The 18,004-nt window shown below is 59.8% G+C and carries 16 protein-coding genes, 1 tRNA gene and 3 pseudogenes; 9 read left to right on the forward strand and 11 right to left on the reverse strand.

The window, feature by feature from the left end:
- Position 1 precedes the first annotated feature (1 nt).
- The gene (locus tag P6U16_RS09195) at positions 2 to 850 is read left to right on the forward strand and encodes an AraC family transcriptional regulator (RefSeq protein WP_349017683.1); all 849 of its coding nucleotides are present in this window, start codon (positions 2 to 4) and stop codon (positions 848 to 850) included.
- Between the two features lie 40 nt (positions 851 to 890).
- Here P6U16_RS09195 and P6U16_RS09200 read toward each other — a convergent pair.
- The 3 genes and pseudogenes from P6U16_RS09200 to P6U16_RS09210 form a co-directional block, all read right to left on the reverse strand.
- A tRNA-Arg gene (locus P6U16_RS09200) sits at positions 891 to 967 on the reverse strand.
- 170 nt (positions 968 to 1,137) lie between these two features.
- A pseudogene (locus P6U16_RS09205) lies at positions 1,138 to 2,553 on the reverse strand (HAMP domain-containing sensor histidine kinase); the annotation flags it as partial.
- Positions 2,554 to 2,862: 309 nt separating this feature from the next.
- On the reverse strand, positions 2,863 to 4,899 hold the full coding sequence (locus tag P6U16_RS09210) for a methyl-accepting chemotaxis protein (RefSeq protein WP_277703487.1): 2,037 nt from the start codon (positions 4,897 to 4,899) through the stop codon (positions 2,863 to 2,865).
- Between the two features lie 396 nt (positions 4,900 to 5,295).
- Here P6U16_RS09210 and rpmH point away from each other — a divergent pair, with 396 nt between their 5' ends.
- Genes rpmH through yidC form a run of 3 tightly spaced genes read left to right on the forward strand, consistent with a single transcriptional unit; the run spans position 5,296 to position 7,645 of the window.
- On the forward strand, positions 5,296 to 5,433 hold the full coding sequence (gene rpmH / locus P6U16_RS09215) for a 50S ribosomal protein L34 (RefSeq protein WP_158472990.1): 138 nt from the start codon (positions 5,296 to 5,298) through the stop codon (positions 5,431 to 5,433).
- A gap of 14 nt (positions 5,434 to 5,447) precedes the next feature.
- On the forward strand, positions 5,448 to 5,855 hold the full coding sequence (gene rnpA / locus P6U16_RS09220; RefSeq protein WP_277703488.1) for a ribonuclease P protein component: 408 nt from the start codon (positions 5,448 to 5,450) through the stop codon (positions 5,853 to 5,855).
- Positions 5,855 to 7,645, forward strand: coding sequence for a membrane protein insertase YidC (yidC, locus tag P6U16_RS09225; protein WP_277703799.1), 1,791 nt, complete (start codon positions 5,855 to 5,857; stop codon positions 7,643 to 7,645). The genes rnpA and yidC overlap by 1 nt, the downstream gene beginning before the upstream one ends.
- An 89-nt stretch (positions 7,646 to 7,734) precedes the next feature.
- Here yidC and P6U16_RS09230 read toward each other — a convergent pair whose 3' ends face one another.
- Together P6U16_RS09230 and P6U16_RS28345 are read right to left on the reverse strand one after the other, a co-directional pair.
- On the reverse strand, positions 7,735 to 8,430 hold the full coding sequence (locus P6U16_RS09230) for a LysR substrate-binding domain-containing protein (protein WP_277703489.1): 696 nt from the start codon (positions 8,428 to 8,430) through the stop codon (positions 7,735 to 7,737).
- Positions 8,424 to 8,612 (reverse strand): LysR family transcriptional regulator, encoded by a 189-nt coding sequence (locus tag P6U16_RS28345; protein WP_349017684.1) that lies wholly within the window; start codon positions 8,610 to 8,612, stop codon positions 8,424 to 8,426. The genes P6U16_RS09230 and P6U16_RS28345 overlap by 7 nt, the downstream gene beginning before the upstream one ends.
- 93 nt (positions 8,613 to 8,705) lie before the next feature.
- Between P6U16_RS28345 and P6U16_RS09235 the strand changes: the two genes are divergently transcribed.
- The 3 genes and pseudogenes from P6U16_RS09235 to yihA all read left to right on the forward strand — a co-directional run bounded on the left by P6U16_RS09235 (position 8,706) and on the right by yihA (position 11,364).
- Positions 8,706 to 9,617 carry a DMT family transporter gene (locus tag P6U16_RS09235; RefSeq protein WP_277703490.1) on the forward strand — a complete coding sequence of 304 codons (912 nt, stop codon included), beginning with the start codon at positions 8,706 to 8,708 and terminating at the stop codon, positions 9,615 to 9,617.
- A 92-nt stretch (positions 9,618 to 9,709) separates the two neighbouring features.
- Complete coding sequence (locus tag P6U16_RS09240; protein WP_277703491.1) at positions 9,710 to 10,633, forward strand: DMT family transporter; 924 nt, start codon at positions 9,710 to 9,712, stop codon at positions 10,631 to 10,633.
- A gap of 78 nt (positions 10,634 to 10,711) precedes the next feature.
- A pseudogene (yihA, locus tag P6U16_RS09245) lies at positions 10,712 to 11,364 on the forward strand (ribosome biogenesis GTP-binding protein YihA/YsxC).
- A gap of 3 nt (positions 11,365 to 11,367) precedes the next feature.
- Here the strand turns inward: yihA and msrB are convergent.
- The 4 genes from msrB to P6U16_RS09265 form a co-directional block, all read right to left on the reverse strand.
- Positions 11,368 to 11,865, reverse strand: a complete 498-nt coding sequence (msrB, locus tag P6U16_RS09250; RefSeq protein ID WP_277703492.1) for a peptide-methionine (R)-S-oxide reductase MsrB — start codon at positions 11,863 to 11,865, stop codon at positions 11,368 to 11,370.
- A 263-nt stretch (positions 11,866 to 12,128) separates the two neighbouring features.
- On the reverse strand, positions 12,129 to 12,686 hold the full coding sequence (locus P6U16_RS09255; protein WP_277703493.1) for a fasciclin domain-containing protein: 558 nt from the start codon (positions 12,684 to 12,686) through the stop codon (positions 12,129 to 12,131).
- A 256-nt stretch (positions 12,687 to 12,942) separates the two neighbouring features.
- On the reverse strand, positions 12,943 to 13,674 hold the full coding sequence (locus tag P6U16_RS09260) for an anti-sigma factor (RefSeq protein ID WP_277703494.1): 732 nt from the start codon (positions 13,672 to 13,674) through the stop codon (positions 12,943 to 12,945).
- Positions 13,671 to 14,210: a sigma-70 family RNA polymerase sigma factor gene (locus P6U16_RS09265; protein WP_277703495.1), complete on the reverse strand. Its 540-nt coding sequence runs from the start codon at positions 14,208 to 14,210 to the stop codon at positions 13,671 to 13,673. The genes P6U16_RS09260 and P6U16_RS09265 overlap by 4 nt, the downstream gene beginning before the upstream one ends.
- A gap of 257 nt (positions 14,211 to 14,467) precedes the next feature.
- On the opposite strand from P6U16_RS09265, the gene argB reads away from it, so the two are divergent.
- Positions 14,468 to 15,355, forward strand: a complete 888-nt coding sequence (argB, locus tag P6U16_RS09270; protein WP_277703496.1) for an acetylglutamate kinase — start codon at positions 14,468 to 14,470, stop codon at positions 15,353 to 15,355.
- 9 nt (positions 15,356 to 15,364) lie between these two features.
- Here argB and P6U16_RS09275 read toward each other — a convergent pair.
- Positions 15,365 to 16,134 (reverse strand): annotated as a pseudogene (locus P6U16_RS09275) (isocitrate lyase/phosphoenolpyruvate mutase family protein).
- 34 nt (positions 16,135 to 16,168) lie between these two features.
- Entirely contained in the window at positions 16,169 to 17,083 is a 915-nt protein-coding gene (locus tag P6U16_RS09280; RefSeq protein WP_277703497.1) for a DMT family transporter, read from the reverse strand.
- A gap of 174 nt (positions 17,084 to 17,257) precedes the next feature.
- Here P6U16_RS09280 and P6U16_RS09285 point away from each other — a divergent pair, with 174 nt between their 5' ends.
- On the forward strand, positions 17,258 to 17,983 hold the full coding sequence (locus tag P6U16_RS09285) for a class I SAM-dependent methyltransferase (RefSeq protein ID WP_277703498.1): 726 nt from the start codon (positions 17,258 to 17,260) through the stop codon (positions 17,981 to 17,983).
- The last annotated feature ends 21 nt before the right edge of the window (positions 17,984 to 18,004 follow it).

Raw genomic sequence — 18,004 nt, forward strand, 5'->3', positions numbered from 1 at the left:
CTTGACCAAAGGCATCAGCGGTGCGGGTCGCTGGGGCGTGCGCTACGGGGCTTTCGGCCATCCGAGCTTCGCGATCGTAGTCGAAGGCACTTGCCGTCTTGCCGTCGATAGCCAGAAAGAGCTGATCCTGAATGCCGGTGACTTCGTCCTGTTGCCAACGACTCCAGGCTTTACAATGTCGGGATTCGAGCCCGTGACCCCGGAATTCGTGGATCCGCACGTCGCGGCAATTTCGACAGGTGAAGTTCGCCATGGCAGGCAGGACGGACCGCCAAGCGTGCGCATTCTGGGCGGCTATTTTATTTTCGGCGGCGCGGATTCCGCGTTGCTCGTCTCGCTGCTGCCCGGACAGGTTCATGTCCGTGATGCAGCACGCTTATCCGTTCTGGTAAAACTTCTCCTCGAAGAGGCAGCACAGGAGCGTCCCGGGCGTGCACTCGTGCTCACCCGGTTCGTCGAGATCTTGCTGGTGGAGGCCCTGAGGTTCACTCAAACGACCGATGCCCCTGTCGGATTGCTGCGCGGTCTCGCCGATACACGATTGGCGCAAGCCTTCAGACAGATCCATGCCGATCCAGCCCGCTCCTGGACGATGGTACAACTCGCGAAAGAGGCGGGTTTATCCCGCTCCGCATTCTTCGACCGCTTCATGCGCAAAGTCGGCGTGCCGCCGATGGAATACCTATTGGTGTGGCGCATGGCGCTGGCAAAGGATCTCCTTTGCCGACAAAAAATCGATATTGCGGAAGTGGCAGAACGCGTCGGCTACGGATCGGCCAGCACGTTCAGTACCGCCTTCAGCCGCCATGTCGGCCAGCCACCGGGACGATATGCCCGAAGCTCAGCATAACGCGCTGAAGACTATCTGATAATTTTTTGGAAAAATGAAATGGCGCACCCGGAACGATTCGAACGTCCGACCCTCAGATTCGTAGTCTGATGCTCTATCCAGCTGAGCTACGGGTGCTTTTCGCTGCGGCGAGAACCGCTTGCGTGGCGATCCTCTAAAACGTCCGCCGGGGGATTGCAAGCGAATTTCGGCGAAAAAATCATTTTTAAAAAGAACATCGCCCGGCGGATTGGCGCAAGCCTGCATATCCGGGCTTTCCGCGGCGAAGCGCGTTGGCACGACAAATCTCAATGCCTTGCCTTTGAGCGGAACACATCCAGCGGCACCGGGCGGTCCGGCAATTCAATCCGGAACAGGGTGCCGGGCGTTGCCTTTTCGACCAGCGCGATCGTGCCGCCATGGGCGAGCACCAGTTCGCGGGCAATCGCAAGCCCAAGGCCTGTTCCGCCCGAGCGTGCCGATCCACGAAACGCTGCAAACAGATTTTCCCGCGCTTTGAGCGGCATGCCGGGGCCGTTGTCGTCGATCGAAATGCTGACCACGCTGCCGGTGCGCATGGCGGAGATGGAGACCAAGCGCATGCCCTCCATGCCCGTGGTATCATTCATCAGCGCTTGCACGGCGTTGCGGCAGATATTGTGGACGACCCGGAACAATTGCTCGCTATCGGCATCGACCTGCAGGTCATCAGCAATCTGGATACGGAACTCGATATCCGATTTCGGATCGATGGCCAAAATCTCGGAGACGTCGGTCACCAGCGGGCGAAGCTGGAGAAAACGGCGATGCGGCTCCGGCTCTGTGGTCCGCCCATAGGAGAGGACTTCGGTCGTGTAACCGACCGCCCTGTCGATGCTGCGCAGCAGGGTAGGCGCGAAGCGCTTGACGATTGGGTCATCGACGCTGGCAAGCCGATCGGAAATCAGCTGTGCCGAGGACAGGATGTTGCGCATGTCATGATTGATCTTGGAAACGGCAAGGCCGAGATCGGCGAGGTTCTTCTGCTGCTTCAACGTTTTCTGCAGATGCCGCTGCATATCGGAGAGATGTTGGCCGGCAACCGAAAGTTCGTCGGTGCCACCAGATGCGGACAGCACCCGGCCCGGATCGGAGGGATCGGCGGAAAAGGCGTGCATGCTCGCCGTCATGCGGCGGATCGGCCGGATCATCAGGCGATTGATCGACAGGAAGATCAAAGCGGCTGTGATCAGCGATATGAACAGGGAAAGAAAAAACACGTTCCGGGCATAGGCCAGCATCGCCTTGCGCAGGCTCGCATCCTCCATCACCAGCTCGATCGTGGCGTCGCTGTCACCCACCGGCCCGAAGACCCGTATGATCCTGTCGCCGCCAAAAAGCAGAGTATCGAAGGCATCACCGATGGCGGAAAGCGGCGTCATAGCGGCGACATCGTATTGCTCATCGATATCCGGCGGAATATCGACGGCGGCCACCAGCCGGGACTCGCTGTTGCGGCGCAGCGCAATCGCCTTCGTTCCCGTCGCCATCAGCGTATCTTCCTGGAGCGGGCGGGACAGCTCGATATTCTCCAGCCCGTCTACCACCACGGCCGCAGCAGCGGCCGTGTTCAGCCGGTCTTCCAGCCAGCGCAGACGCATATTGGCAACGGACGGCACGAAGATCAGGACTTCCGCCAGCATAACGAAAATGACGGTCAGCAACAGCAGCCGTCCGGAAAGCCCCGGAGAAACCAGGCCCGTATGGGCGGCTTCTCGGCAGCTGTTTCCCGCGGCGTATCGTCCATCGTCATCTGCTCTTCCTGTGGCTTCACCCGAAGCGCCGCAGGGACCGCGTGATCATGCGGACAAACGGCTTGTGTGCCAAGGCGCTATGATAGGCGATTACCGCGCGTTTTCCAATCTCCACGGCTGGCCCACCTCTCATGAGAGCCGTGTCCACGTCTTGGAGATGCACACTCAAACGAAAAATCCGCGCCGACCTTTCGGGCGGCGCGGACAATGCATTGCAGATGATCCGTTTCGGGATCAGACTCAGAATTCTTCCCAGTTATCCCGCGAAACAGCCGCATTTGCCGAACCGCCGCCGCTAAACGCGCGGGCAACCGTGCCCATCATCCGGCGAGCCGGCGATGCGACCGGACGGGCGGCCTCGCGGACAGGTGCCGGTGCGGCACCTCGAACTTGCGTCAGGCCGTGTGTCTGGGCATGCGTTTGATCGACCTTGAACTGGGAGACGAGGCGCGCCAAGCTGTCGGCCTCGGACGAAAGCTTGTGCGTGGCGGCATTGGCCTCCTCGACCATCGCCGCGTTCTGCTGCGTCACCTGGTCCATCTGGTTGATGGCGGTGCTGACTTCGCTGAGCCCCGTCGACTGCTCACGTGCTGCAACCGCGATCGAGTGGATGTGATCGTTGATCTTGAGAACGCTGGCTTCGATGTGGCCAAGGACGACACCGGTTTCCTGCACCAGCTTGACGCCGGTTGCGACCTCCGTGCCGGACTTCGAGATCAGGCCCTTGATGTCCTTGGCGGCGCTGGCCGCCCGTTGCGCAAGCTCTCGAACTTCCTGGGCGACGACGGCAAAACCCTTGCCCGCATCGCCGGCACGGGCGGCCTCTACGCCGGCGTTCAGCGCCAGAAGGTTGGTCTGGAAAGCGATCTCGTCGATGACGTTGGTGATCTGGCCGATCTCGTTGGACGCCTGCTCGATCCGGCCCATGGCACTGACCGTGCTGCGGACAACCTCACCCGACTGGGCCGCACTTTGCTTGGCCTCGGTGACCATGACCGTTGCTTCCTGGGCCCGCTCCGTCGAATTGCGCACAGCGACCGTGATCTCATCGAGTGCAGCGGAGGTCTGCTCAAGGGCTGCTGCCTGCTGCTCCGTGCGGCGCGACAGGTCGTCGGTCGCAGAGCGCAGTTCCGTCGAATTGCCATTGATCGAGTCCGTCGTGGTGCGGACTTCGCGCATGGTCTTCTGCAGCGTGAACAGCGTATCGTTGACGTTCTGCTGCAACTCCGCAAAGGCGCCCTGGAACTGGCCGTCCATGCTCTGCGTCAGATCGCCGTTGGCGAGACTTGCAATGACGCGCCGGGTCTCGTTGATGCCGGTATCGACACTGCCCACCAGTTCGTTGACCCCAGCGGCGAAGCGGTTGAGGTCTTCGTTCTGATAGTCCTTTTCAATGCGCCGCCGGAAATCGCCGGCAGCGGCAGCGGCAACGACGACGGCAATACTTGCCTGCAGGTCGGCGCTCTTTTCACGCAGGACCGCTTCGTGGCCGTTGAGCTCGCGAACGGCCAGACCGTTACGCTTGAAGACTTCGACGGCTTCGGCCATTTCGCCGATTTCATCCTTGCGCCCGGCAAACGGGACGATGACATCCAGATCACCGCCGGCGAGTTGCTTCATCTTTCCGGTCAGGTCCAGAATTGGGCGGCTGAGTTGGTTGGTGGCGATGTAAAACGCTGTGCCGACGCCGACGACGAGACCAAGCCCCGCCATGACGAGGATCACCGTGATCATCGAGGCTTCAAAGGCCTGAATGTCTGCCTTGATGGCCTCCAGCGCATTTTTGTCGGTCTCGACGACGGCATCGATCTCGGCCTGGAAGGCCTTGCGGTTCGCGCGGTTCAGTTCATTGTTGCCCTGCTCGTTGGCGGCTTTCGGATCGACCTCCTGGCTAAGACGAACCGTCTCGCTGCGGAAGGTGCGGAACTCCGCGGCACGCTTCACGACCGCTTCAAAGGCCGGCAGCTGTTCGGCCGGCACCTGCGGACGCCAGTCCGCGAGCAGCGCATCCATCTTGGCAAGGTTCTTCATCAGCCCTTCGCCGAAAGGTTTGGCTTTTTCCGTTGTCGGGGCGGCATAGATGCCGCGTGCTTCCATGACGACGGCGGTCACCAGGCGGTTGAGATGTTCTCCCTTGAATGCGCGGTCCGAAGCATTTTCGAAGTGAGACAGCCTAGAGTTGTATTCCGTGGCCACGATCAGCGCCATTCCGGTGATCGCCAGCGCGATAAAGCTCATAACACCGACGATAAGATAGATTTTACCGCGAATTTTCATTGCATGCGTCTCCTTCGAGCCGAAAACCCGAGGCAGGGGCTTGGCTTTATCAAACATTCGAAAACCCTAATTCAATTCTGGTTAACGAATCTTTTGCAAAACCCTTAAAAATCTAGGGAAACCTGTTTAACGCTCCGGTAATTGGAATCGGTTAGAATCCACTTACTATACAATCAAGGGTTGATAAATTCGACGGTTAAGCTCGCGGCGCCCTGCCTGCGGGCGCCGGATGTCCTGTATCCTGGCTCGGGAATTGACTCTGCGTGGAGTTTGCCCTTATAAGCCGCGCACGTCCGGTCAACTTGCGTTGCCCTGTGGCCGCGCCATGTCCGGAACGTAACGCTCCTTGCTAAAAAGCAAACCCAAGAAGGGCCGCACACCGCGGTGTTAAAATAAATGACGAAGCGTACCTACCAACCGTCCAAGCTTGTTCGCAAGCGCCGGCACGGCTTTCGTGCCCGTATCGCCACAAAGGGTGGCCGCAAGGTCATCATCGCCCGTCGGGCACGTGGCCGCAAGCGTCTGTCAGCTTAAGCTGGCGTTGCCCGATGACCAATCGCGGGCGAACGACGTCAAGCAACGATGAAATAACTGCCGGGCGGCTGAAAAGCCGCCCGCAGTTTCTTGCCGTGCGTGCGGGAGAACAACGGAAAGGACCGCTGTTTCTTCTGGAGGTCCTCGACCGAAACGCCCCGCAGGAACCGCCGCGCGCCGGTTTTACGGTGACGAAGAAACAGGGCAATGCCGTGGAACGCAACCGGATGCGACGACGCCTCAAGGAGGCGGTGCGTCTGTCTGCCGGATTTGCAATGAAGCCGGGACACGACTATGTGATTGTCGCCCGACGCGACCTTCTGACCGCCCCTTTCGAGCGGATCATCAGGAGCCTGAGCGAACGCATCGAAAACAAGCCGAAACATAAGCGGCCCGAACAGGCCGGCTCCAGGAAAGAATGATGGAAAAAAACCGCAATTACTTCGTGGCAATTGCCCTGTCCGTGCTCATCCTGATTGCCTGGCAGTTCCTCTACGTCAATCCGAAGATCGAGAAGGATCGTCTCGCCGCCGAAGCGCAGCAGGCACAGAGCCAGACGCAGGCCGCCAACAATGCCGCGCAACAGGCGACACCGGGCCAAGCTCTGCCGGCCAACGGCGCCGTGCCCGGATCCGTCGAGAGCCGCGACCAGGCAATCGCCAAGTCCGCCCGCGTGACCATCGACACGCCGGCGCTCAGTGGCTCGATCAACCTGACCGGCGCCCGTTTCGACGACCTGAAGCTCAAGGAATACCACGAGACTGTCGACGACAAGAGCCCACTGATCACGCTCTTCAGCCCGGCTGAGACCCAGAACGGGTATTTCACTGAACTCGGCTATATCGGCAATGAGGCGACGGGTACAGTTCCCGGCCCGACCACGGTATGGACCCTTTCGGGCGGCGACAAGCTGACGACGGCGACCCCGGTGACGCTCACCTTTACCAACGAAAAGGGTCTGACGTTCACCCGGACGATTTCCATCGACGACCATTTCATGTTCCAGGTTACCGACGCCGTTTCCAATGCCGGAACGGCACCGGTTTCGCTGTCCTCCTACGGCCGGGTGACGCGCTTCAACAAACCACTCGAACCAAGCGTCTACGTGTTGCACGAAGGCTTTATCGGCGTGATCGGCGAACATGGGCTGACCGAAGTTGCCTATGGCAAGGTGGAAGATGAAGCCCCCATTCAGCCCGGCAAGACAACGACCGGCTGGCTCGGCATCACGGACAAATACTGGGCGGCAGCAATCGTTCCGCCGCAGGCAACGCCGTACGAGGCCAAGTTCGCGCACTTCCCCGATGGTCGCCCGCGCTACCAGGCAGACTACAAGCAGGATGCGATCACGATAGCGCCCGGCCAGTCCACGGAACTCAAGAATCTCGTTTTCGCAGGCGCCAAGCAGGTGCCGCTGGTCGATGGCTATGAGCAGACCTACGCAATCCCGCAGTTCGACCTTTTGATCGACTGGGGCTGGTTCTACTTCATCACCAAGCCGATGTTCAAAATGATGGACTTCTTCTTCCGTTACTTCGGGAACTTCGGCGTTGCCATCCTGATGACCACCGTCGTCGTCAAGCTGCTCTTCTTTCCGCTCGCCAGCAAGCAATATGCTTCGATGGCGAACATGAAGAAGGTCCAGCCGAAGATGGAGGAACTGAAGAAGAAGCATGGCGACGACCGCATGGCCCTGCAGCAGGGCATGATGGCGCTCTACAAGGAAGAGAAGATCAACCCGATCGCCGGTTGCTGGCCGATCCTCTTGCAGATCCCGGTGTTCTTCGCGCTCTACAAGGTGATCTACGTCACCATCGAAATGCGCCATGCGCCGTTCTTCGGCTGGATCCAGGACCTTTCGGCGCCGGATCCGACCTCGCTGTTCAACCTGTTCGGCCTGCTTCCTTATGACGTGCCACATATGCTGATGATCGGCGTCTGGCCGTTGATCATGGGTGTCACCATGTTCCTGCAGATGCGCATGAATCCGACGCCGCCGGATCCGACACAGGCGATGCTGTTCACCTGGATGCCTGTCGTCTTCACCTTCATGCTGGCAACCTTCCCGGCCGGTCTCGTCATCTACTGGGCCTGGAACAACACGCTGTCGATCACCCAGCAGGCCTTCATCATGAAACGCCAGGGTGTGAAGGTCGAACTGATCGACAATCTCAAGGGATTGTTCGTCAAGAAGCCCAAACCGGCTGAGTAACGGTCGGCACAAAGGATAAAAGAAGCCCGGTTCACACGCTTGAACCGGGCTTTTTGTTGTGCATGGCTCCCCGAAGGACGGCCGCCGCTTTAGAGCATGCGTTGCATCTCCTCGCCGAGCCATTTGCGGAATTTCCGGGTCATGCGGTTTTCGTGGCGCTGAAAGACAACGCGATAATGGCCGAGATCCACGGGGCCGAAGCCCGGCAAGGCGACCAGGCCTCCGGAGCGGATCTCCCGTTCCGTCAGAAATGCGGGTGCCAGAACCATGCCCAACCCGGCGGTGGCCGCGTGCAAGGCTGCATCGTCGGTATCGAACACATGCTGGATATTGACAACGCGCGGCTCCAGTCCAAGCGTGCGGGTCCACAGCGACCAGTCCCAATTATCCTGCGCGCACTGCAGGGCGGGGATTCTTGCGAGATCACCGGCGCCTTCATATCCCGCGGCAATCAAAAGCGCCGGCGAGGCCACGGGGCGGCTCATGTCGGCAGCAAGCCACTCGCCTTCGGCAGGCACCGAGCCGGCACGGTGATAGGAAATGGCAAGATCGCAGGTGCCAAGAGCGATGTCGGAGGTGACCTTGGTCTCGACGCGAACACGGGCTGCCGGATGAAGCGCCTTGAACCGCTCGAGCGCCGGGATCAACCAGCGAACCGCCAAAGACACGGAGACGCGCACGACGATTTCGTTCTGGTCGCGACTGAGGGCCTCCGTCGAGCGATCAATAGCAGCGATCGCTGCGGCAGCGTCGTCGTAGAGACGACGTCCGGCATCCGTCAGCACGAGGAAGTTGTGGCTTCGCTTGAAAAGAGGCAGGCCCAGTTCCCCTCCAGCTTCTTGATCTGATGGCTGACGGCACTGGGGGTTAGTCCCACCTCCGTCGCGGCTTTCAGGATGCTGAGGTGGCGGGCGGCCAACACGAATATCCGCACAGCGTTGAGCGAGACACTTCTCTTGTTCTGCATCGAAAATACTCATTCAGACACTAAAATTCGAGTTTGCAACACAGCCCGGCAGTTTGGCAAGACTGGTACAATAAACCTCGGAAAGACAAGAGCTTGCGGAAAATCCGGTCGAATTCAAACGTCGAGGCCATGATCTGGGTCTTGCTGGGCACTGCGTTATTTTCCTTGATCTTTGCATCGGGGAAATTCGGCGGCGAATCCGTATCCGTCGTGCAGATCCAGTTTCTCCGCTACGTCACGGGCTTTGCAACATTGCTGGGTGTCGTTGCCTGCAAAGGCGAAAGCCTGCGCGCCTATCGCAGTGATCGGCCGTTTTCGCATGCCGTGCGCGCCATCTTCGGTGTTTCCGGTGGTTTTGCGCTCATCTACGCTTCAGCCGAAATGCCGATTGTCGATGCGACGGCACTTGGTCTGCTCTATGTGGTCTTCGTCATTCCGCTCGCCGTGTTCATCCTGAAGGAGGATGTCACGAAGCAGCATCTGGTCGGCATTGTCCTCAGTTGTGCCGGGGCAGGTTTCATCATGATTTCACGCGGCGCCTTTGCGCAGTTCCAGCCGGCCTATCTCTGGCCGGCGGCGATTGCCGTTGCCGGCGCTGCGCTGCTGGCCGTCGAAGGTTTGCTGATCCGGGTCCTGTCCCATGCCGACAGGCCGCTGACCGTGCTTTTGCATGTGAATGGTTTCGGCATCATACTGCTCGCCATTCCGGCAGCCTTCGCCTGGAAAGCCATGTCGCTCTCTGCCATGGCCCCTTTTCTCCTGCTCGGCCCGATCGCCGTTGCGGCACAATATTGCATCGTGCGCGGCTATCGGATTGCATCGCTGGCGATCGTCGGACCGGTTGACTATGCCTGGCTTGTCTTCGCCGCCCTCATCGGGTTTCTGTTTTTCAATGAAGTGCCGACAACAGGCGTCATCGTGGGATCGGTGATCATAGCCATCGGCGGGATCGTGCTTGCGATCATCAAGCCGATACCGGAAAAGATCGGCGTCGAGGAACCGTGACTTTCGGGAATTGCGACAGGGCCTTGTCGCGATTACCGGCGTGAACGTCGCGATTTGGTCCTAGATTACGGTGCTTATCAATGGATTCGCCCATGTCGCAGCCGACCTCGTTTCAGAAGCCTGCTCTGGCGACCCAGCCAAGCCAGACAAACGGCATTGTCCTTGTTCTCGGTTCGGCGATTGTCTGGAGCTTCGGCGGCACGCTGGCGCGTTTCCTTGACATCAACGATAGCTGGACGGTGGTTTTCTGGCGCTCCGTCTTTGCAGCCCTTTTCCTGATCGGCTTCATGCTGCTGCGCGACGGGCCGCGCAGCACCGTGACCCTGTTTCGAACGATGGGCCTGCCCGGCATCGCCGTCGGGCTGTGTTTCGCCATCGCCTCCACATCGTTCATCCTGGCGCTGGCCTATACGACAGTCGCAAATGTCGTGCTGATCCAGGCAGGGGTGCCGCTGATTGCCGCGCTCATCGCCTGGGTCCTGTTTCGCGAACGCATTTCGCTCCTGACTTGGCTCGCCATCGCCGCTGTCATCTTCGGTGTGGCAATCATGGTCTCGGACTCGATCGGCGGCACGGTCTCGCTGATCGGCGATGCGCTGGCGCTTCTGATCGCGCTGGTCTTCGCGACGGCGACCGTGATCACGCGCCGTTACGCCCATGTCCGGATGACGCCGGCCGTTTGTCTCGGCACCATCGTTGCCGGCAGCGTCGCGGCGACGCAGGCGAGCAGTTTTGCAGTCACGCTACCGGAACTCGGTGTGCTCGTTGTGTTCGGTGCATTGAACTTCGGCCTGGGGCTCGCCTTGTTCGTCACCGGCGCGCGGCTTGTTCCCTCGGCACTCGCCGCCCTGCTGGGTACGACGGAGACCGTGCTTGGTCCGCTCTGGGTGGCGGTCATCCATGGCGAGATCCCGAGCCTCAACACTGTCATCGGCGGCGCCATCGTTCTGACAGCACTTTTAGCCTATCTCAGCGTCGAAATGTGGCGCCAGCGCCGGCTGGTGCGTGCCTCATAGGCCAATGCACGCCGTCTGCCTTGACAAGGGCGGCCAAAACCTTGAAGCCCTGCAGGGTATAAAGGATGAGCGACAGACATGACCGAAACAAAGCCGCAGCAGCCCCTTCCCGTTTTTGGACGCCCGTGGATCTTTATTCGCGGTGTGCCGTCGATGGAGTTCCTGCCCCCGAGGGGCCGATGGAGATTGCCTTTGCCGGACGCTCCAATGTCGGCAAGTCCTCGCTGATCAATGCGCTGGTCGGGCATCACGGCCTTGCCCGCACATCCAACACGCCGGGCCGCACCCAGGAACTCAATTATTTCGTACCGGCCGGCTATACCGGCGAAGGCAAGGACCTGCCGCCGATGGCGCTGGTCGACATGCCCGGCTATGGCTATGCCAAGGCACCGAAGGAAAATGTCGACGCCTGGACCAAGCTGGTCTTCGACTATCTGCGTGGCCGCTCGACGCTGAAGCGCGTCTATGTGCTGATCGACAGCCGCCATGGCGTCAAGCCGAATGACGAGGAAGCCCTTGCCCTTCTCGACAAGGCGGCCGTCTCCTACCAGATCGTCCTGACCAAGACCGACAAGATCAAGGAACCTGCCGTGCCGCGGGTGATTGCCGAAACGCAGGAAAAAATCAAGAAAAGGCCCGCCGCCTTCCCCGTGGTGCTATCGACCTCATCGGAAAAGGGAACGGGCCTCGAAGACCTGCGCAACGCGATATATACGGCGATCGGGCGCTAAGCCTCAGGCAGCCGTTGCCGGCACGAATTTTAGCGCCAGACCGTTGATGCAATGTCGCTTGCCGGTCGGCTGCGGGCCATCATCGAAGATATGGCCGAAATGGCCGCCGCAGCGACGGCAATGGCATTCCACCCGCGTCATGAAGAACGACGTGTCCTCACGCGTGCCGATGCCGCCCTCGATCGCGTCCCAGAAGCTTGGCCAGCCCGTGCCGCTGTCGAATTTCGTCTCTGAAGAATAGGCCGGCAATTCGCAACCGGCGCACTGGAAAACGCCCTTGCGCTTTTCATTGTTAAGCGCGCTGGTGAACGGTCTTTCCGTATCTTCCTGCCGCAGGATGCTGAACTGCTCCTCGGTGAGGATAGCCTTCCACTCGGCCTCGGTCTTCGTCACTTCGAAAGTCTCTGTTGGCGCCGCGAAGCCCGGACGCGTGAAGCGTGCCAGACCCGTAGCAGCAAGGAAGGCCGTGCCGGAAAGAAGGAAAAAGCGCCGCGTCGTCATGATGGCTCCCAGACTGTTGAATTTCGGTGCGAAAACATTCCGCTTTGGACATATCTTAGCTGCGCGCGGAGAGCGCCGCAAAACAAATAGGATCAAACCGACGTGAGCGGCCCCCGCGGCCACGCACCATTCCTCATATAAAAAGGCCGCTGGCGAGTGAAAGCCAACGGCCTTGAGGCCGAACGCGGGATAAGGACGTCCGGCCTGGCACCGAAGATGCGGGTTTAAGACCGCATCCGGCACCCAAAGGATCCGGCTAGGGATCAGGACTTCGGCAGAAGAACCTTGTCGATCACGTGGATCACGCCGTTCGACTGCTTGACATCGGCGATCGTGACGGTTGCGACACCACCGGTTTCATCCGTCAGCGTGATCTTGCCGCCGTCTGCCTTGGCTTTCAGTACGCAGCCGCCGACGGTGGTGACGTCATGCGTGCCGCCATCGTCAGCAACCATCTTGGTGATGGCGTCGGACATTGCGTTGGCCGAAACGACGTGGCAGGTCAGGACCTTGGTCAGCATGTCCTTGCTTTCCGGCTTCAGCAACGTGTCGACGGTACCGGCCGGCAGGGCGGCGAAAGCTTCGTTGGTCGGTGCGAAGACGGTGAATGGACCGGCGCCGGACAGCGTTTCAACCAAGCCAGCGGCCTTTACGGCTGCAACCAGCGTGGTGTGGTCCTTGGAATTAACGGCGTTCTCGACGATGTTCTTGTCTTCATACATGGCAGCACCGCCGACCATCGGGTTTTCAGCGTAAGCGGCGAAAGTACCGGCAGCCAGAACGGAAGCAATGGTGAGCGTACGGATCGTGGTCTTGAACATAAATCTTCTCCTGTTTATCTCGCAAACCCGGGACCCGGGTCTCTCCCGACATCCGCTAGGGATGTCTGCGATCCCTCTCTGCGGGGAACAGGATGATTAACGGGAGCGCTTCAAAAAGAGTTTCAGGAAAATCTATCTTTTATCAATTTGTTGATTTTCTTTTATTTTTTCAGAAACAGCAAATTCAACAGACCAAAACATCGGGCGAGCGCAAGCCCGCGGAAAGGTGCAGGTTCGGTAAGTAAATTCTTACCTTTTAAAGATTGCGCGCCTTGCCTGCTGCGATGACCGGGCCGGTGGCAGAACCTGTCGGAGATCCACCGAAAGGCTCTACGCTGATAGCGAAGGTTGCGCCTGCGCCGATTTTCGAGCGAAGCTCCGGCGCTATGACGATTTCGCCCTGGCCGGTTTGCGGCAGCACACCCAGGGATTGCGCCGGCGTATCGCCGACGATCAGCCAAAGCTCCAGTGATTTTTCTTCCGTCTGGCGGGCAGCAACCGGCGTCAGACGCAGCCTGCCGCTTTCGCCATCATACTGCGCGATCAGGTTGACCGAAGCGCTTCCCTCGCCGGATAATTCGGCTACCAGCGGCTTGGCCGCCTGGCTGGTGGAAAACAGGTTGCTGTTGATCGTGCCGATGGCGGCCATGCCGACAACGGCGGCGAGCGTCAGTCCGCGCCAGAGCGCCAGCGAACTCCAGAACCCGCCGGAACCGGCAGCCACGGGAGCGGTGGGCGCAGCGTCGGCAAACAAGCGGCGCTCGACCATGGTCAGCACCCGCGGCGGCGGGGCAACGGGTTCGAATTCGTCCTCGAAGGAGGAAAGATTATCCTGCCAGCGGCCGACCATTGCCGCGAAAGAGCGATCCAGCACCATGCGTGCCTCGACCTTGTGCCGGTCGTCGGCAGACAGAACGCCGAGCACGTATTCTCCCGCGATCACTTCATCGCGCCGGAAATCTCCGCTTTCGGGGTTCTGTGTGGTCATTGATCCATGCACTCTCTCAGTTTCAGCAGGCTGCGCCGCAGCCAGGTGCGCATCGTATTCAGCGGTACATTGAAGAGCGCCGCCAGTTCCTGATAGCTCAATCCTTCGACATAGGCCTTGCGCACGGCTTCGGCGCGTTCCTTGTCGAGTTGCGCCATGCAGGTTTCGATCCGCCTTCCCTCAGCGCTGTTCAACGCCGATTTCTCCGGATCGGGCGAAGGATCGGCCAAATCATAAGCCTCGTCAATCGTGTTTGCCACCGGCTTGCGGGCGCGGATCATATCGATCGAATGGTTTCTGGCAATCGCCGACAACCAGGCCATTGGACTCGTTTCGCCTGTGGCATAACGATCCGCCCTTTGCCAGATCTTGATGTAGATTTCCTGCAACGCCTCTTCCGCCTCTGCCCTGTCGCGAAGGATACGAATGCAGATGGCGAAAAGTTTCGGGCTGGTCTTTTGATAGAGCTGCGAAAACGCAGCCCGGTCCCTCAGCGAGACGCGGCCGATGAGCGGGGAAATATCGTCAATGGTCATTGAGAATTCCGGTCTCCATCCCGTTGCGTGGAACATAGGGCACAATCTGCCGGATAAAAAGGCAGCCGGTGTCGATAGCTGCGCCGTGTCACGACCGGTTGTCATTACGCAGATATCAACGACCCGGATCATTGCATTCGTCCCTGAACCTGCATTGGGAACTTGCATTGAAGCGCGATGCCGTTAAAGGAAACGGTTAGAATTCACGAGGCGGAAACGCCGCTCCCGACACGCCGATTGTATCGAAGGGTTCCATCATGTCCGCATCCGAAAGCGAAACCCAGGCACGCCTTCTCGCACAGGCCCTGCCCTATATGCAGCGCTACGAGAACAAGACGATCGTCGTCAAATATGGCGGCCATGCCATGGGCGATCCGGAGCTCGGCAAGGCGTTTGCGGCCGACGTGGCGCTGTTGAAGCAATCCGGCGTCAACCCGATCGTCGTGCACGGCGGCGGCCCGCAGATCGGCGCCATGCTGACAAAGATGGGCATCGAGTCGAAGTTCGAGGGCGGCCTGCGCGTCACCGACCAGAAGACGGTCGAGATCGTCGAGATGGTACTTGCCGGCTCGATCAACAAGGAAATCGTCGCGCTGATCAACCAGACCGGCGAATGGGCGATCGGACTTTGCGGCAAGGACGGCAACATGGTCTTTGCCGAAAAGGCCCGCAAGACCGTTGTTGATCCCGATAGCAATATCGAACGCGTGCTTGATCTCGGCTTCGTCGGCGAAGTGGTCGAGGTCGACCGCACTCTGCTCGATCTTCTCGCCAAATCCGAAATGATCCCCGTGATCGCGCCGGTCGCGCCCGGCCGTGACGGCCATACCTACAACATCAATGCCGACACTTTCGCCGGTGCCATTGCCGGCGCGCTGAACGCCACGCGCCTTCTGTTCCTCACCGACGTTCCCGGCGTGCTCGACAAGAACAAGGAACTGATCAAGGAGCTTTCGGTTGCCGAGGCCCTGGCGCTGATCAAGGACGGGACGATCTCCGGCGGCATGATCCCCAAGGTCGAGACCTGCATCGAAGCCATCAAGGCCGGCGTCCAGGGCGTCGTCATCCTCAATGGCAAGACCGCGCATTCGGTGCTGCTGGAGATCTTCACCGAGCATGGTGCGGGAACGCTGATCGTTCCGTGAGACGGCGAACTATCCCAGCCCGTAAATTCTGCTCGCCTCACCCTTCAACCACGCGATCATCGCGCGGTAGGGGAAGGGGCCGTGGCTGATGCGGGCAACGCCGAGGCCGGCGAGGGTCGCGACATCCGGTGCGCCGGGTTTCATCATGACGTTGACGGGCAGCGATATGGCATCGCAGACGCGGCCGATCAGATCAGGGTCGGAAAGGCCGGGCACGAAGAAGCCGCTGGCGCCGGCCTGTTCATAGAAGCGGCCGCGCCGGATGGCTTCATCGAGAAGATCGGCATGTCTTGACCCGTCCGGCTCCTTCAGGAACACATCGGTGCGGGCATTGATGAAAAAGGCAGGTCACGGCTATCGGCCATGGCTCGGATGGCGGCAATGCGCTGTCCTTGCGCCTCTGCGGCATGCAGCCCCTTGCCGCCGACCACCTGATCTTCCAAATTGATGCCGACGGCACCGGCATTGGCGACATGGGCGACATTGATCGCCGTTTCGCCTGATGTTTCCGCATAACCGCCTTCGAAATCGATTGACACCGGAAGGTCGGTGGCGCTGACGATGCTGCGGGCGATGTCGCACAGAAGCAGCAGCGGAATTTGCTGTCCGTCGCCAAAGCCGCCGGCGGCGGCAACCGACCAACTGCCGGTGGCCAGCGCCTTCGCACCGGATTCAGCAACGGCAACCGCGCTGCCGGCATCCCAGATATTGTAGAGCACGACCGGATCGCCCTTCCGGTGCAGCGCGGCAAATGCCTTGGCTTTTTCGATCTGGTTCATTCCATCCTCCCGACGGTGATCGAAATCCTGTCTATCAGAAGACAAGAAGCATGACGACACCCAGCACGATCAACAGGCAGCCAATGACCTCCAACCGGTTGATCCATTCGCGGAAGATGAAGACGGCGGACGCAAAAGTGAAGAGCATTTCCACCTGTGCCACGACCTTGACTATCGCCGCCTGCTGCAGGGTCATGGCCATGAACCAGCCGAAGGAGGCTGACGCGCCGGCAAAACCGACAAGCAGACCAGGGCGCCAGGCGACCAGCACGCGCTTCAGTTCATCCGGCTCGCGCATAAGGATCCAGACGAGCATGATGACCGTCTGCAGCAGTATGACGAAACCCAGCGTGAAGCTTGCCTGCATGACAAAATCCGGCTGCGGCAGGCTGGGCGCGAGCGCCAGCGAGGCGGAACGATAGGAGACGGCTGAGAGGCCGAAGAATGTTCCGGATAGCAGCCCTATGCCGGCGGTGCGGGTGAACACGGATGTCACCAGCGAGGTGAGGCTGAGTTCAGTCCGTGCCACCGAAATGATCATCACCCCGACAACCGAGATCGCGATGGCCACGACCGTGCCATGGCTCGCCGCTTCGCCGAGAAACAGCAGCGCAAACAGGGCAGCCTGCGCCGGTTCTGTGCGCGAATAGGCTGTTCCCACCGCAAAATTGCGGAAGGAAAACAGATGCACGAGCAGGAAGGTGGCCGCGATCTGCGCAAGGCCGCCGATGACGGCCCAGAGAAAGAATTGTGTATCGGGAACCGGCAGCGGATGCCCGAAGCCGCGCCACAGGATCGCGAGATAAAACAGCGCAAACGGCACGCCGAAACCGAAGCGCACGAAGGTGGCGCCGGTCGTGCCCATGACACCCTTGAGGTGCTTCTGCATGGCCGAGCGGATGTTCTGGAGGAAGGCCGCGGCGAAGGTGATGATGATCCATGTTTCCATGAAAGCCCGCTAGCATGCCCGCAAAACGGAATCCATTGCCATACCGCAGGCCGTCGCCTTTCGGTAACAACTCGCCTGCGTTTCAGCCTGGAATCGCTGGGCAGGCGTGAACGGGGCTTGTGCTTCCCGGTCGCTGATTTAACTTCCCGACCTGATTTCCTTAAGGGATAGCCGATGCCCGACCTACATTACGAAGAGCCGTCGCTGGCAGACCTTTACGACCTCGACAGCGGCTGGTCGATCGACCGGGATTTCTATCTGGCGCTGGCCGGACAGGCATCCCAACGCATTCTCGATCTCGGCTGCGGCACCGGGCTGTTGTGCAATGCTTATGCCGAACAGGGCCATACGGTGACCGGGGTTGATCCGGCAAAGGCCATGCTGGATGTAGCCCGGCAGAAGCCGCATGGCGGACAGATCGAATGGGTGCAATCGACCGCGCAGACCTTCCGCTCACCCAAGCGCTTCGACCTGATCATCATGACAGGCAATGCGTTTCAGGTGTTTCTCGATGACAGCGATATTCTAGCGACCTTTGCCACCATGCGGGAGCATCTGGCGGAAAACGGCAGGATCGCCTTCGAAAGCCGCAACCCTGCCATTGACTGGCCGTCACGCTGGAACAAGGAGACGGAACTGAACACCGGTAGCGGTATCATTCGCCAATCGCGCCAGGTGAAGGCGATGGTCGACAAACGCATTTCGTTCGAGACCCATTATGCGATGGGCGATCGAACGCTGGTATCGAGCAGCGAACTGCTTTTTCTTGTCCGGCCCGAGATTGAAGAGCGGCTCAAGGCATGCGGGCTTCGGGCCGAAAGCGTTTATGGAGACTGGCTATCCCAGCCGTTCGACGAGGCCACATCGGAAGAAATGGTCTTCATCGTCAGCGCAGCATGAGCGACGCCATGCTTTTCCTTT

Origin of the sequence: Rhizobium sp. 32-5/1 (assembly GCF_029537235.1) — a bacterium.
Taxonomy (GTDB): domain Bacteria; phylum Pseudomonadota; class Alphaproteobacteria; order Rhizobiales; family Rhizobiaceae; genus Pararhizobium.